This window comes from Skermanella sp. (genome assembly GCF_059503625.1).
Genome location: NZ_JCACHA010000664.1, coordinates 1 through 13,320, shown reverse-complemented (window position 1 = coordinate 13,320; position 13,320 = coordinate 1). Strand labels below are relative to the sequence as shown.

Below are 13,320 nucleotides of genomic sequence, written 5' to 3'. Positions count from 1 at the left end.
GAACTGCTGTCGGTCTGGCGCGACCGGAAGAGCCGGTTCGTGCTGGTGGTGCCGCCGCTGGTCCAGCTTTTCGTCTTCTCCTATGCCGCGACCTACGACGTTACCAATGTCCGGATCGCCGTTTTCAACCAGGACGCGGGCGCTCCGTCCCACGACCTGATCGCGCGGTTCGAGGATGCCCCCGACTTCGCCCGCGTCCTTCATCTCGGGAGCGAGGCCGGGATCGCGGAAGCGATCGATTCCAAGGAAGCGGTGCTGGTGGTGCATCTCGGTCCAGGCTTCTCCCGCGACCTGCTGGCCGGCGCTCCGGCCCGCGCGCAGCTCATCCTGGACGGGCGCGGGTCCAACACGGCTCAGGTCGTGATGGGCTACGCCACGACGATCATCAACAATTTCAACCACGACTGGGCCGCCGTGCATGGCGTGCCGGTGCTGCCGGCTCCGCTGATCGAGCGGGCATGGTTCAACCCCAACCTGATGAGCCTATGGGTCGTCGTCCCCGGTCTGGTCGGCATCCTGACGCAGGTGGTAGCATTGGTGGTGACGGCCCTCTCGGTCGCTCGGGAGCGGGAACTGGGGACCTTCGACCAGCTTCTGGTGACACCGCTGCGGCCCTGGGAGATCCTGGTCGGGAAGATCGTCCCGGCCCTCCTGATCGGACTTGCCGAGGGGACGGTGATCGTCGTGGCGGCGCTGTTCTGGTTCCGCGTGCCGCTGGTCGGCTCCCTCCTGCTGCTCTACGCCAGCCTGTTCGTCTTCCTGCTCTCGATCATCGGGGTCGGGCTGTTCATATCGGCGCTGTCGGGCACCCAGCAGCAGGCGATTTTGGGAGCCTTCCTGTTCCTGGTGCCGGCGATCATCCTGTCGGGGTTCGCGACGCCCATCGACAACATGCCGGAGTTCATCCAGGCGCTGACGCTCGGCAACCCGATGCGGCATTTCCTGTCCATCGTGCAGGGGATATTCCTGAAGGACTTGCCGGCCGAACTGGTCTTCGCCCGCATTTGGCCGATGGCGGTGATCGGGTTCGTGACCCTGGGCAGCGCCGTCTGGCTTTTCCGCCATAGGTTACGGTGAATGAAGTGCCCTGCGGACGCTTGCGCCCCTTTGCTGTTGCTGTTAGGGACGCCACTCTTTTCCCAGACCCAATATTTTCCGGGCCATTTCCCGCTGGAGCCAACATGAAGATCGACGAGTTGATCGAGAACTTCGAATTGTTCGACGAGTGGGAGGACAGGTACCGGTACGTGATCGACCTCGGCCGCGCCCTGCCGCCGCTGGAACCGCAGTACCAGACCGACGCCTTCAAGGTGGAAGGCTGCATGAGCCAGGTCTGGCTGGTGCCGCTGCCGGGCGAGGGCGGGCGTCTCCGCTTCGCAGCCGACAGCGACAGCGCCATCGTCAAGGGGCTGGCGGCGGTGCTTCTGACCGCCTATTCGGACAAGACCCCGGAGGAGATCCAGGCGACCGACCTCGAGTCCATCTTCTCGCAGATCGGCTTGGATCAGCATCTCAGCCCCAACCGGCGCAACGGTTTCTTTTCCATGGTCGAGAAGATCAAGGCATCCGCCCGTGCGCGCATAGCGGCACGTGATTGATCGGGCCGAAATATTTCAAAACAGAAACAATCCGTCGGCCACGTCATAATTAGATCAGATACGTTGTTCATTTATCTCCAATAGTTTGCTTTCCCTGTCGGAAGTAGGTAAAACTTCGGGAAACCAAACACGTGGAGATGCTGCAACTGTGTCCGCTTTGTACACTACTGCCGATAGGCAGATGCCTTTGGCATTGTGGGACCAGCATCTCGATGCCGACATGCATATCTGCCAGCTTTTCTCCGACGAGGACGACCGGCTCGAAGCGATGACCCGGTATCTGGTCTGCGGCATCGAGGCCGGCCAGAAATGCGGCTGCTGGACTTTCGACGACGCGGGCGCGCTGCTCGATGGCGAATGCGTCGCCTCCGGTAATTCGATGGACGAGGCCCATGTCCGCGGACAGCTCTCCTTCGAGGACGCTGACGATGTCTGGTTCGCCGGTGGCAGGTTCGATCCGGAACGGCTGCTGAGCCATCTGTCGAACTTCCACGACGATACCGGCGGCAAGACCTGGGACGGTACCCGGATCGTGGCGGAAATCAGCCCGGCCATCCCGGAGATGCCGGGCGGCGGCAGGCTGATCGAGTACGAGGTAGAGGTCAACCGGCTGCTGCGCGGCAAGCCGATGATGGTCGTTTGCCAGTACGACCTGAACCGTTTCAGCGGCTCCGTCCTGCTGGATGTCCTGCGCGTCCACCCCTACGTCATGATCCGGGGCAACGTGATGTCCAATCCGTTCTATCATCCTGCGGACGACGCTCTTGCCGCAGCGTGAGGCGCACATGCCCCTGGATGCCGCCAGCCGTACGATGGGGCAACTGCTCGTCCTGCAAAGCATCGCGATCGGCTTGCCCGGACGCCGGGAAATCTTCGACTTCCTGAGAGCGGGACTGCAACGCCTGCCCGGGGTCAGCCGGGTCGAAACCTATGAGTCGGGGAGAGTGCCGCCGGTTTCCTACGATCTGGTCGTGCCGGTCCGGTCCGGTCAGCGCGACTACGGCGCCTTCGCCTTCGTCGTCGCCGACCATGCCGCCTTCGGCATTTTCAGTCCCTATGTCCGCAACCTGATAACGTCGGTCGCGGCGATACTCGAATTCCGGCGCAATCAGGAGGTCAGCCACGACCGCGAGCACCGGCTTGAAGTCGAAGTCCTCCGGACGCGGCGCGAGCTCCTGCTGATCGAGCACGACCTCCAGGCGATCCTGAACACGATCCCGGACATTTTCTTCCGGACCGGCGACAACGACCGCGTGGTCATGGTCTCCCCCGGCGTCCACTCGATCCTGGGCTATGCCCCTGAGTCGTTCCTGGGGACGCGGCTGAGCGATCATTACTGCGATCCTCAGCAATACCTGCGCGACCGGGAGCGGGTCCTGGATGCCGCCGGAGCCGTCGTCATGGTCGAGGGGATGATGCGGCACAAGGCCGGCTTCGAGGTCTGGATATCGACCAATGCCGCCGCCCGGTTCAACGCCGACGGGCAGTTCACCGGCATAGACGGCATCTCGCGCGACGACAGCCTGAGGAAACGGACCGAGCAGGACCTGCTCGCGGCGAAGGATCAGGCCGAGCAGGCCAACCACCTCAAGACCCAGTTCCTCGCCAATATGAGCCACGAGTTGCGGACGCCGCTGAACGCGATCATCGGCTTTTCCGAGTTCATGGGACTGGAGGCGCTGGGGCCGCTGGGCGCCGACAAGTACCGCGAATACCTGATCGACATCAAGAATTCGGGCGAACACCTTCTGGAAGTCATCAACGACATCCTGGACGTGGCGCGGATCGAGGCGGGCCGGGTCGAGATGCGGTTCGAAACGGTCGTCCTGGATTTTGTGGTCGATGCCTGCATCAGGCTGGTCGCCGACCGGGCCAGGGCCAGGGACCTGACGATCAGCTGCGAACTGCCTCCGGGATTGCCGTCGCTGTCGGTCGATCCGCTCCGGTTCCGTCAGGTGATCCTCAATCTGCTGACCAATGCCGTGAAGTTCAACCGGCCCGGCGGCGGCATCCGGGTGACGGCGGAACACGAACCCGGCGGCGGCATGGCGATCCGGGTGACCGACGGCGGCATCGGCATCGCGGCGGACGACATACCCCTGGTGCTGGAAGCGTTCGGGCAGGTCTCCGACGTCTACGCCCGCCCTCACGAAGGATCGGGACTGGGGCTCCCCCTGTGCCGCTCGCTGATGCAGTTGCACGGCGGCGACCTGGAACTGGAAAGCACGCTCGGGGCCGGAACGACCGTAACCGTCCGCTTTCCCCCCGAGCGTGTCGTGCTCGACCGGAACGAGTACCTGCTCAACCAAGGGCTAAGCCTGATCGGTTGAACCTACTGGGTTGAACCTACTGGGCTGAACCTCCTCCGGCGGGGCGTGGCGTCGGCCGCCAGTCGGGCGGAGCCAGTTCGAAGCCGGCGAACTCGAACGCCGGCGAGACGGTGCAGCCGACCAGCGTCCAGGTTCCGAGCGAAACAGCCGTCTGCCACGCTCCGGCGGGCACGACGGCCTGCGGCCTTTGGCCATGGCCCAGCGCCGGACCCAAATGGGTGGCGTAGGCGTCATGGCCGTTGGGCGAGATGGTCAGCGCCAGCGGACCCCCGGCATACCAGTGCCAGATCTCGACCGCGTCGACCCGATGCCAGGCCGAGAACTCGTCCGCCTGAAGCAGGTAGTAGATCGCGGTGCAGGACCCGCGGGAACCGTCCGCCGGAGCATCGCGGAAGGTTTCGACGTAGTGGCCGCCCTCGGGATGCTTTTGCATCCCGAGCAGCTTGATGACCTGATCTGCGGTCAAGTCGTCCATGGCGTTCAGGCCGCCGGCGGAGCGGTGCCGGCGAAGCTGTCCCGCTTCGATTCGGCGTCGAACCAGGCCGACAGGGCAGGGCGGCCCTGCCGCCAGTCCTCGTGACCGAATCGGAAGTCCAGGTAGCCGAGGGCGGCCAGCACGGCCACGCTGCCGATGGTGAACCGTTCGCCCAGCTTTCCGGCGCCGGCTTCCAGGGCATCGAGCGAGCGGGAGACCGCCGCCCGCTGCCGCTCCATCCAGTCTGTCGAACGAAGCTGTTCCGGCCGGTTGCCTTCCAGGCGGCGGAGGATGGCGGCGTCGCAGATGCCGTCGGCCAGGGCCTGGAAGCGCAGCGCCGCCCAGCGGTCGGGGCCGGATTCGGGATAAAGCCCATTGCCGGGACCGCTTTCCAGGCTGTCGAGATATTCGACGATGACCGGACTGTCGAACAGAGAGGTGCCGTCGTCGAGCACCAGTGCCGGCACCTTGCCGAGCGGGTTGTCCTGCGGCAGATCGGTTGCAGGGCTCCAGGCATCCGTCTTCGTCAGCTCGACCTTGTCGGACAGGCCGCGTTCATGGATGACCATCATGACCTTCCGCACATAGGGCGAGGTCGCACTGTAACGCAGCTTCATGGGTTTTTCTTTCCGTTGGTCGTTTCTTCTGGGTTTGGCGAGGCTAGAAGGTGTCCTTTCGCCTGCGGATCTCCGCGAACACCTCCGTCGGGTCCGCACCGGCAAGGCCGACCGCAGCGGCGACTTGGGGGGCGTCGGCGCGGAGGAACGGGTTGGTCGCCTTCTCGACGCCGAGTGTCGTGGGGATGGTCGGCTTGCCGGCATCGCGCAGGACGGCGATATCGGCGGCGCGCTGCTTCAGCGCCGTGTTGTCGGGATCGACGGTGACCGCGAACCGGGCGTTGGACAGGGTGTATTCGTGGCCGCAATAGACCGCGGTCTCGTCGGGCAGTGGGCGAAGCTTCAGCAGTGACTGCCACATCTGGGCCGGCGTCCCTTCGAACAGCCGGCCGCAGCCGAGGGCGAACAGGGTGTCGCCCGAGAACAGGGCCGACGCGTCCTTGAACCATAGCGAGATATGGCCGCTGGTATGGCCCGGCGTCTCGAAAACCAGGACGTCCTGCGTGCCGAAGCGGTAGGTATCGCCCTCCTGGACGGTCTCGTCCAGGTCGGGGATGCGGTTGCGGTCGGCGGCGGGGCCGATAACGGTACAACCGAACTTTTTCTTCAACTCCGCATTGCCGCCGATGTGGTCGGCATGATGATGGGTGTTGAAGATATGCGTCGGACGCCAACCTAGGCGTTCCAGGGCTTTGAGCACGGGTCCGGCTTCGCCGGGATCGACTATGCCGACGGCCTCGCTTGCGGGATCCTTGAAGAGGTAGACATAATTGTCGCTGAACGCGGGTATGAGCTGGATATCCATGACGAAGACGTTACCCCATGGCCGGTGGTCGGGCAAAGCCCTGGGCATGACCCCGGCGTTTGTTTCGTGTTAGGCTCCTGCCACAATGTATACCGATGCCATCGATCTGCGCGAGTTCTACGAAAGCAGCCTCGGCCAAGTGGCCCGAAGGATGATCCGTCGCCGCGTTCGCGAGTTGTGGCCCGATGTCCGGGGGCAGGTAGTTCTCGGAGTCGGCTACGCCGCACCCTATCTCCGCCCTTTCCGGGAGGAGGCCGAGCGGACGATAGCCCTGATGCCTGCCTCCCAGGGGGTCGTGTACTGGCCGTCCGAGGGACCGGGACTGTCGGCGCTGGCCGACGAGGCGGAGTTGCCGCTGCCGGATATGTCGGTCGATCGGGTGCTCCTTGTCCATGGGCTTGAATGCACGGAACAGCTGCGTCCCATGATGCGGGAAATCTGGCGGGTCATGGCGGGAGGCGGCCGCCTTCTGGTGGTGGCGCCCAACCGCCGGGGCATCTGGGCACGGATCGACCGGACGCCGTTCGGCCATGGCAGTCCCTATTCCCCTTCCCAGCTGAAGCACGCCCTCAGGGAGAACATGTTCGTTCCGGAACGGACGGCGCGTGCGCTGTTCATCCCACCGGTCAAGTCGCGGTTCCTGCTGGGGTCGGCTCCGGCCTGGGAAGAGATCGGGGAGCGCTGGTTCAAGGCATTCGCCGGCGTCTATCTGGTGGAAGCCAGCAAGCAGATCTATGCCGGAGTGGCGCGGAAAGCCCCGGTACGGCCCAAGAAGCGCCGGCTGATCATGCCGATGCCGAGCGGAGCCGGCATGCCGGGCGCCGCCGGTGCGGCGCATGTCGAGCACGACGACGAGGTCCCGGCGGCGGCGCGGGTGCAGTCCGACGACGGCTATTGCCGGGGGGCAGGCTGAGCGGGCGGAGACGACGCGGAGGGCGGTGGATTGGCACGGTCGTTCTGCATCTCTCCCTGACCAGTCATGTCGGACGGAACGTCCCGTGCGTTTGGCGTCATGCCGGGTACGCCGGTATTGCCCTGGCCGGTGAGTTCCCGGCTTGGTGCCTCTCCCGAGACCCCCGGAGTCGGAGCCACATGGTCTGTCGTCGGCTGGTCGCCCGGCCGGGGAGCTGTCATCAGCGGCTTGTTGGCGGGATCACCGGTTGGGTTGGCGGGTTCCTGCGCCACCGCTGGCATTGCGCCGATCATCAGGGTAGTCGCGACGGTAATCAGCAGGATGCGCATGGCTGGTTTCCTTATGCGATGCATATGAAACTCAACAGCGGGCGGAGTTGAGCGTTGCGGAAGCCCACCGGATTAACGCAGGCTTCGACCATGGCCAGCTTGGAACCGGAGGGCTGAGGGATGCGCAAGGGCTTGATGCTGCTGGCCATGACGACGGCCTTGTCCGGTTGTGCCGCCCTGGGCTCGCCCGGCTGCGGGCCGGACGGCCAGCGGGAGCTGGTTGCCGAGGTGGTCTTCGGCCGGAATATCGGTGACTCGCTCGGAGTCTCCGAAGCGGACTGGAACCGCTTCCTGGAGGAGGAGGTGACGCCGCGCTTTCCCGACGGTTTGACGGTGATGAGCGCCAGCGGACAATGGCGCGACAGCGAGCGCGGCGCTGTCGTGCAGGAACCGAGCAAGGTGCTCGTGCTTGTCCTGGGCGACGAGACGGCGGACCGGCCCCGGGTTCGCGAGATCGCCGACGCCTATAAGCGGCGCTTTCAGCAGCAGAGCGTCCTGACGATGATGCGCCCGGCCTGCGTCTCGTTCTGACCACCGTGGAACGGCGACGCCGTTATTCCTGCGTGCCGTTCCGGCGCAGCATGAAGACGCCCTGCTCGCCGAAGAAATTGGCGATGCCATCGGCGGAGGCGAGGCGAGTGGGGCGGTTGTCGCGGCCCAGGATCACGCTTCGTTCGATCGTGATGTCCAGCCGGTCGCACAGGCTGGTGAAATCCTTGATCGTGCAGAAGTGGATGTTCGGCGTCTCGTACCACTCGTAGCCGAGGCGTTCGGTCACCGGCATGCGGCCCATCAGCAGCAGCGACGCCCGGATGCGCCAGTAGCCGAAGTTGGGGAACGAGATGATCGCCCGGCGGCCGATCCGCACCAATTCCTCCAACACCTTGCGCGGCGCGCGCATGGCCTGAAGCGTCTGGCTGAGCACGACGTAATCGAACGCGCCGCTGGGATAGTCCTTGAGGTCGGTGTCGGCGTCGCCCTGGATGACGGACAGGCCGTGGCTGACGCAGGAATGCACGCCGTCCATGCTCAGCTCGATCCCGCGCCCGTCCACCTGCTTCTCGTAGACGAGGTAGTCGAGCAGGGCGCCGTCGCCGCAGCCGATATCCAGCACCCGGCTGCCCGGATCGATCATGTCCGCGATCAGCCGAAGGTCGAGTCGGATGTCGCCGGGCCGGCGGTTCCGCCCGATCCCGGTGGAAGTATCGTCCAGGGGGCTCATGCCGGTTCCGTCCGCTTTCTGGTCAGTCCCCGATGCTCGGCGCAGCCGTCCATGAAGCCCCGGACGACCTGATGGAACTCCGGCTCTTCCAGGAGGAAGGCGTCGTGGCCCTTGTCGGTCTTCACTTCCACGAAGCTGACATTGGCGGCGACGGCGTTGAGCGCATGGACGACCGCCCGCGATTCAGGCGTCGGGAACAGCCAGTCGCTGGAGAAGGAGGTCAGGCAGAACCGCACCGGAGTAGCGTTCCCGTTGTGCCGGAAGGCGTTCGCCAGCACGTCGCCATGCTCCGCCGCGAGGTCGAAGTAGTCCATGGCGCGGGTGATGTAGAGGTACGAGTTGGCGTCGAACCGGTCGACGAACGTGATCCCCTGGTGCCGCAGGTAGCTTTCCACCTGGAAATCCGCGTCGAACCCATAGGTCACCGTCGTACGGTTCTGCAGGTTGCGGCCGAACTTGCGGTGCAGCGCCGCTTCGGACAGGTAGGTGATGTGCGCCGCCATGCGCGCCACGGCGAGACCGCGATGCGGGCGTTTGCCCTGGTTGAGGTAATCGCCGGCGCACCAGTCCGGATCGGCCATGATGGCTTGGCGCCCGACCTCGTGGAAGGCGATGTTCTGGGCCGAATGCCGGGCCGCCGTCGCGATCGGCAGGGCCGCGAAGACGTTGTCCGGATAGCTGACCGCCCATTGCAGCACCTGCATGCCGCCCATCGATCCGCCGACGACGCAGAACAGCTTGTCGATCCCGAGATGGTCGATCAGCAGCTTCTGTGCCCGAACCATGTCGGCGATCGTGATGACCGGGAAATCCAGGCCATAGGGCTTGCCGGTGGCGGGGTTCGTTTCCGCCGGACCGACGCTGCCCATGCATCCGCCGATCACGTTGGAGCAGATGATGAAGTATCTGTCGGTATCGATCGGGCGGCCGGGACCGACAAGCATGCTCCACCACCCGGCCTTGCCGGTGATGGGATGGTAGTCGGCGACGAAATGGTCGCCCGTCAGCGCATGGCAGATCAGGATGGCGTTGGACTTGTCGGCGTTGAGCGTGCCGTAGGTGCTGTAGGCGACGGTGAAATTCTCAAGCTCGACGCCGCAGTCGAGCCGCATCGGCCGTTCCGTGCCCAGCACCACCCGCAGGTTCGCTCCTTCCGAGGCCGTCCCCTTCACGGGGCCGGCAGCCGGGCCGCCGGACGGTGGCTGACGAAATGGAATGGGCGCGGTCATGGCGACGGAGAACCTGCTCTCGAATGCCTGGAAGGGAAGCGCATTGCTACGGAGCAAGCCATGGGGGTGTCAACGTTTTCTTTGATTTTAGCAGGGCCGGATACTACTACTATCCGGCCCTGAATGCACCCTGACCGTACCCTGACAGGCAAGATCCAGAAACCCATGTCCGCATCACCGCCTTCGCTTGAAGAATTGCGCCGCGAGATCGACGAGATCGACGACGCCATTCACGACCTGCTCATGCGCCGCGCACAGGTGGTCGAGCAGGTCGGTATCGCCAAGCGGCCGGACAACCAGATCTTCCGCCCGGGCCGGGAAGCCGTCATCCTGCGCCGTCTGGCGGCCCGCCATACCGGCGCTTTCCCGATCGCCGTGGTGGTGCGTATCTGGCGCGAGATGATCGCCGCCTTCTCGCGCCTCCAGGGACCTTACGCGATCACCGTCTACGCACCGGAAGACAAGCGCGGCTTCTGGGATATCGCCCGCGACCACTACGGCAGCGTCGTTCCGATGACGGCGGTCAACACTCCGGCAGCGGCAATCCGCACCGTGGCCGACGGCACCGCCACGGTCGGCGTCGTGCCGATGCCGGAGGAGGACGACCACGAGCCCTGGTGGCGCCACCTGATGAACGAAGACGTCAAGACGCCCCGCATCGTCGCCCGCCTGCCGTTCTGCGGACGTGGCAACGCACGCGGTGAAAACCACGATGCCCTTGCCGTCGCCCTGATCCAGCACGAGGGGACCGGCGACGACCGTACCCTGCTGGGCGTCGAACTGTCGGAAGACGTCAGCCGGGGGCGTCTCAAGGACGCACTGGAAGCAGCCGGGCTGACGGTCGTAAACTTCAGGAGCTGGACGGGCCGGGAGGCCGGCGGCGGCCCTCCGCTCCACCTGGTCGAGGTGGCGGACTATGTCGCGTCGAACGATCCCCGGCTGTCGGCGTTCAAATCCAAGGTCGGTGACATCGTCCTGCGCGCCACGCCGATCGGCGGCTATGCGATGCCGCTTGGACTCACCCCGGACGTCAAGAAAGTCTGAAGTCTCTAGTCAGGTCTGAAGTCTTTATCAGGAAAGTACCGTTCCATGTCTGCTCCGGCCCCCCGTCCCGGAATCCTCGATATTTCGCCCTATGTCGGCGGCGAGGCCCATGCTCCCGGCGTCGACAGGCTGATCCGTCTGGCCTCCAACGAAGGCGCCCTGGGGCCGAGCCCTCGCGCCGTGGAAGCCTACCGGAACGCCGCCGCCGAGGTGCATCGATATCCGGACGGCCACTCCACGGCTCTGCGGGACGGTCTGGCTCGGCTTTACGGGCTTGATGCCGCGCGGATCGTCTGCGGCACCGGATCGGATGAGCTGCTGGGACTGCTGACCCGCTCCTATGCCGGTCCGGGCGACGAGGTGCTGTACAGCGCGCACGGCTTCCTGATGTACCCGATTTCCGCCAAATCGGTCGGCGCCACGCCGATAGCCGCGCCCGAGACGGGCCTGAAGGCCGATGTCGACGCCCTGCTGGCGCATGTGACCGAGCGGACCAAGATCGTCTTCATCGCCAATCCGAACAACCCGACGGGCAGCTTCCTGACGACCGACGAGATGCGGCGCCTGCATGCCGGCTTGCCGGAGCATGTCGTGCTGGTGATCGATGCCGCCTATGCCGAGTACGTCGACCGCCCGGACTACACGGCGGGTGCGGAACTGGTGGAGGAGTTCGGCAACGTCGTCATGACGCGGACCTTTTCCAAGATCTACGCGCTGGGCGGGCTGCGGCTGGGCTGGGCGTACTGCCCGCCGGCCATCGCCGACGTGCTGAACCGCGTGCGCGGACCGTTCAACGTCAGCTCCGCGTCGCAGATCGCGGGCGTCGCCGCCGTCGAGGACCAGGAGTTCATCGAGCGGTCGCGCCTTCACAATGACGCATGGCGGGAGTGGCTGGCGGCTCGCCTGACGGAACTGGGCCTGACGGTACATCCCAGCATCGCCAATTTCCTGCTGGTGTCGTTCGCCAACGCCGCGTCGGATGGCAATCAGGCGGCCGAGGCGGCCCGCCAGTTCCTCAAGTCGCGCGGTATCCTGGTCCGTCAGATGGGCGGCTACGGGCTGCCGCATTGCCTGCGGATATCGATCGGCACGGAAGAAGAGATGCGCGCCGTCGCCGACGCCGTCGCCGCGTTCCTGAAGGGCTGACGGCATGTCGAACGAAATGCTTGTGGAATCGCTGCCCATCGAGGCCGCCGGCGGCCCGCTGTTCGGCCGTGTCGCCTTCATCGGCATCGGGTTGATCGGCTCGTCCATGGCACGCGCGCTTGCCAAGCTCGGGTTGGCGCGGGAAATCGTTTGCAGCGCCCGAAGTCAGGCGACCTGCGACAAGGCGCTGGAACTGAGGCTCGTGTCGCAGGCCTCGACCGATGCCGGAGCGATGGTCGCCGGCGCCGATCTGGTGGTGCTGTGTTCGCCGGTCGGCACCTATGCCGATCTGGCGGCGCGGATAGCAGCGCACTGCGCGCCGGGCGCCATCGTCACCGATGTCGGATCGGTCAAGCAGGCGGTCATCCGCGACGTGGCACCCCATCTGCCGGAAGGCGTGCATCTCGTGCCCGGCCATCCGGTCGCCGGAACCGAGCATTCCGGACCGGAGGCCGGCTTCGCCGAACTGTTCGAGAACCGCTGGTGCATCCTGACGCCGCCGGCGGGAGCCAACGAGGAGGCTGTCGCCAAGGTTGCCGACATGTGGCGGCGCTTCGGGTCGAACGTCGAGTTCATGGAGGCCTCGCACCACGACAAGGTACTGGCGATCACGTCCCATCTGCCGCACCTGATCGCCTATACCATCGTCGGAACGGCGACCGACCTGGAGGAAGACACCAAGTCCGAGGTGATCAAGTTCTCCGCCGGCGGTTTCCGCGACTTCACCCGGATCGCGGCCAGCGATCCGGTGATGTGGCGCGACATCTTCCTGAACAACCGGGAAGCCGTGCTGGAGATCATCCAGCGCTTCAACGAGGACATCACCGCGCTTCAGCGGGCGATCCGCTGGGGTGAGGGCGACAAGCTCGAGGAGCTGTTCACCCGCACCCGTGCGATCAGGCGCGGAGTCATCGACGCCAAGCAGGCCTGAATTCCAGGCCTGCGCCGTCAAGGTCCGGCCACGTCAGGCTTGGCGCCGCCGAAGAAGCCCAAGACCGAGCAGGCCGCCGGCCAGCATCACCAGAGTCGCCGGTTCCGCGACCTGGAGCGGGTCGGCGTCGGGGTCGCCGGCCGAGGCGTCCCAGCCCGCAAGGGCCGCCAGTGCATAGTCGCCAAGTATCCGGTGAGCGACAGTGGTTGGATGGACGCTGTCCCAGAACAAGTATTCGTCCGGGTTGGCGCAGACGGTTCCGGGACGGTCGACCGCTCCCGTGAAGCAGGGCGTGTTGACGCTGGTCAGGCCGTATTGAGCCGGATTTCCGGCGACGGAATTGAACAGGCTGCGGACGTCCAGCGTGATCAGATCGACCGGGAAAGCCGCTTCAAGCCCGGCAAGGACGCCGGTCAGCGCTGTGTTGAAGGCGGCGGAAAGGCTGGTGGCCCGCGCCATCATTTCGGGTCCGCCGGCGATCGATTCGGGCGTCAATGCCAGATCGCTGAGGTTCGGCACCATGATGTATTCGGCACCCGCCAGAGCGAGGTTCGTAAGCGCCTGACGAACGTTCTCGGTCGCTGCGGCAGCCAGGGCTTCCGGCGCCAGGGTCGAGGTCAACTCGTTCCGGACGTCGTTGCCGCCGCCATAGACAATGTAAAGGGCATCGGGGTCCGCTCC

General features: G+C 65.4%; 16 protein-coding genes. 9 read left to right on the top strand and 7 right to left on the bottom strand.

What is annotated here, in order from left to right; translation table 11 throughout:
* From AC5JJ6_RS21050 to AC5JJ6_RS21035, 4 genes are all read left to right on the top strand, one after another.
* A partial coding sequence (locus AC5JJ6_RS21050) for an ABC transporter permease (protein ID WP_496043936.1) occupies positions 1–1,077 on the top strand: 1,077 nt, incomplete at its 5' end.
* A 104-nt stretch (positions 1,078–1,181) separates the two neighbouring features.
* Positions 1,182–1,598, top strand: a complete 417-nt coding sequence (locus AC5JJ6_RS21045) for a SufE family protein (protein WP_496043935.1) — start codon at positions 1,182–1,184, stop codon at positions 1,596–1,598.
* Between the two features lie 181 nt (positions 1,599–1,779).
* Positions 1,780–2,376, top strand: coding sequence for an MEDS domain-containing protein (locus AC5JJ6_RS21040; protein ID WP_496043934.1), 597 nt, complete (start codon positions 1,780–1,782; stop codon positions 2,374–2,376).
* A gap of 7 nt (positions 2,377–2,383) precedes the next feature.
* Positions 2,384–3,928, top strand: a complete 1,545-nt coding sequence (locus tag AC5JJ6_RS21035) for a sensor histidine kinase (RefSeq protein ID WP_496043933.1) — start codon at positions 2,384–2,386, stop codon at positions 3,926–3,928.
* Between the two features lie 16 nt (positions 3,929–3,944).
* Here AC5JJ6_RS21035 and AC5JJ6_RS21030 read toward each other — a convergent pair whose 3' ends face one another.
* The 3 genes from AC5JJ6_RS21030 to gloB are packed head-to-tail and all read right to left on the bottom strand — an operon-like array spanning position 3,945 to position 5,825.
* On the bottom strand, positions 3,945–4,403 hold the full coding sequence (locus tag AC5JJ6_RS21030) for a cupin domain-containing protein (RefSeq protein WP_496043932.1): 459 nt from the start codon (positions 4,401–4,403) through the stop codon (positions 3,945–3,947).
* A 5-nt stretch (positions 4,404–4,408) separates the two neighbouring features.
* Entirely contained in the window at positions 4,409–5,020 is a 612-nt protein-coding gene (locus AC5JJ6_RS21025) for a glutathione S-transferase N-terminal domain-containing protein (RefSeq protein ID WP_496043931.1), read from the bottom strand.
* A gap of 43 nt (positions 5,021–5,063) precedes the next feature.
* Positions 5,064–5,825 (bottom strand): hydroxyacylglutathione hydrolase, encoded by a 762-nt coding sequence (gloB, locus tag AC5JJ6_RS21020; RefSeq protein WP_496043937.1) that lies wholly within the window; start codon positions 5,823–5,825, stop codon positions 5,064–5,066.
* Positions 5,826–5,910: 85 nt separating this feature from the next.
* Between gloB and AC5JJ6_RS21015 the strand changes: the two genes are divergently transcribed.
* The gene (locus AC5JJ6_RS21015) at positions 5,911–6,738 is read left to right on the top strand and encodes a class I SAM-dependent methyltransferase (protein WP_496043930.1); all 828 of its coding nucleotides are present in this window, start codon (positions 5,911–5,913) and stop codon (positions 6,736–6,738) included.
* Here the strand turns inward: AC5JJ6_RS21015 and AC5JJ6_RS21010 are convergent.
* Positions 6,717–7,067: a hypothetical protein gene (locus AC5JJ6_RS21010; protein ID WP_496043929.1), complete on the bottom strand. Its 351-nt coding sequence runs from the start codon at positions 7,065–7,067 to the stop codon at positions 6,717–6,719. The two genes, AC5JJ6_RS21015 and AC5JJ6_RS21010, sit on opposite strands and share 22 nt — an antisense overlap.
* A 120-nt stretch (positions 7,068–7,187) precedes the next feature.
* Here AC5JJ6_RS21010 and AC5JJ6_RS21005 point away from each other — a divergent pair, with 120 nt between their 5' ends.
* Positions 7,188–7,598, top strand: a complete 411-nt coding sequence (locus AC5JJ6_RS21005) for a DUF3574 domain-containing protein (RefSeq protein WP_496043928.1) — start codon at positions 7,188–7,190, stop codon at positions 7,596–7,598.
* Positions 7,599–7,620: 22 nt separating this feature from the next.
* On the opposite strand, the gene metW is transcribed toward AC5JJ6_RS21005, so the two are convergent.
* Entirely contained in the window at positions 7,621–8,289 is a 669-nt protein-coding gene (gene metW, locus AC5JJ6_RS21000) for a methionine biosynthesis protein MetW (RefSeq protein ID WP_044429160.1), read from the bottom strand.
* On the bottom strand, positions 8,286–9,518 hold the full coding sequence (gene metX, locus AC5JJ6_RS20995; RefSeq protein ID WP_496043927.1) for a homoserine O-acetyltransferase MetX: 1,233 nt from the start codon (positions 9,516–9,518) through the stop codon (positions 8,286–8,288). The genes metW and metX overlap by 4 nt, the downstream gene beginning before the upstream one ends.
* A 165-nt stretch (positions 9,519–9,683) precedes the next feature.
* Here metX and AC5JJ6_RS20990 point away from each other — a divergent pair, with 165 nt between their 5' ends.
* The 3 genes from AC5JJ6_RS20990 to AC5JJ6_RS20980 are packed head-to-tail and all read left to right on the top strand — an operon-like array spanning position 9,684 to position 12,639.
* Positions 9,684–10,562, top strand: a complete 879-nt coding sequence (locus AC5JJ6_RS20990) for a chorismate mutase (RefSeq protein ID WP_496043926.1) — start codon at positions 9,684–9,686, stop codon at positions 10,560–10,562.
* 45 nt (positions 10,563–10,607) lie between these two features.
* Positions 10,608–11,708: a histidinol-phosphate transaminase gene (gene hisC, locus AC5JJ6_RS20985; RefSeq protein WP_496043925.1), complete on the top strand. Its 1,101-nt coding sequence runs from the start codon at positions 10,608–10,610 to the stop codon at positions 11,706–11,708.
* 4 nt (positions 11,709–11,712) lie between these two features.
* Entirely contained in the window at positions 11,713–12,639 is a 927-nt protein-coding gene (locus AC5JJ6_RS20980; protein WP_496043924.1) for a prephenate/arogenate dehydrogenase family protein, read from the top strand.
* A gap of 33 nt (positions 12,640–12,672) precedes the next feature.
* Here AC5JJ6_RS20980 and AC5JJ6_RS20975 read toward each other — a convergent pair.
* Positions 12,673–13,320: SGNH/GDSL hydrolase family protein (locus AC5JJ6_RS20975; RefSeq protein ID WP_496043923.1), on the bottom strand; the 648-nt coding region annotated here is incomplete at its 5' end.

Excerpts from the sequence above, each read along its gene's own strand:
- hisC (WP_496043925.1), top strand. The coding sequence starts at position 10,608 with ATGTCTGCTCCGGCCCCCCGTCCCGGAATCCTCGATATTTCGCCCTAT.
- AC5JJ6_RS21005 (WP_496043928.1), top strand. The coding sequence starts at position 7,188 with ATGCGCAAGGGCTTGATGCTGCTGGCCATGACGACGGCCTTGTCCGGT.
- AC5JJ6_RS20990 (WP_496043926.1), top strand. The coding sequence starts at position 9,684 with ATGTCCGCATCACCGCCTTCGCTTGAAGAATTGCGCCGCGAGATCGAC.
- metW (WP_044429160.1), bottom strand. The coding sequence starts at position 8,289 with ATGAGCCCCCTGGACGATACTTCCACCGGGATCGGGCGGAACCGCCGG.
- metX (WP_496043927.1), bottom strand. The coding sequence starts at position 9,518 with ATGACCGCGCCCATTCCATTTCGTCAGCCACCGTCCGGCGGCCCGGCT.
- AC5JJ6_RS21040 (WP_496043934.1), top strand. The coding sequence starts at position 1,780 with ATGCCTTTGGCATTGTGGGACCAGCATCTCGATGCCGACATGCATATC.
- AC5JJ6_RS21015 (WP_496043930.1), top strand. The coding sequence starts at position 5,911 with ATGTATACCGATGCCATCGATCTGCGCGAGTTCTACGAAAGCAGCCTC.
- AC5JJ6_RS21010 (WP_496043929.1), bottom strand. The coding sequence starts at position 7,067 with ATGCGCATCCTGCTGATTACCGTCGCGACTACCCTGATGATCGGCGCA.
- AC5JJ6_RS20980 (WP_496043924.1), top strand. The coding sequence starts at position 11,713 with ATGTCGAACGAAATGCTTGTGGAATCGCTGCCCATCGAGGCCGCCGGC.
- gloB (WP_496043937.1), bottom strand. The coding sequence starts at position 5,825 with ATGGATATCCAGCTCATACCCGCGTTCAGCGACAATTATGTCTACCTC.
- AC5JJ6_RS21045 (WP_496043935.1), top strand. The coding sequence starts at position 1,182 with ATGAAGATCGACGAGTTGATCGAGAACTTCGAATTGTTCGACGAGTGG.
- AC5JJ6_RS21030 (WP_496043932.1), bottom strand. The coding sequence starts at position 4,403 with ATGGACGACTTGACCGCAGATCAGGTCATCAAGCTGCTCGGGATGCAA.
- AC5JJ6_RS21035 (WP_496043933.1), top strand. The coding sequence starts at position 2,384 with ATGCCCCTGGATGCCGCCAGCCGTACGATGGGGCAACTGCTCGTCCTG.
- AC5JJ6_RS21025 (WP_496043931.1), bottom strand. The coding sequence starts at position 5,020 with ATGAAGCTGCGTTACAGTGCGACCTCGCCCTATGTGCGGAAGGTCATG.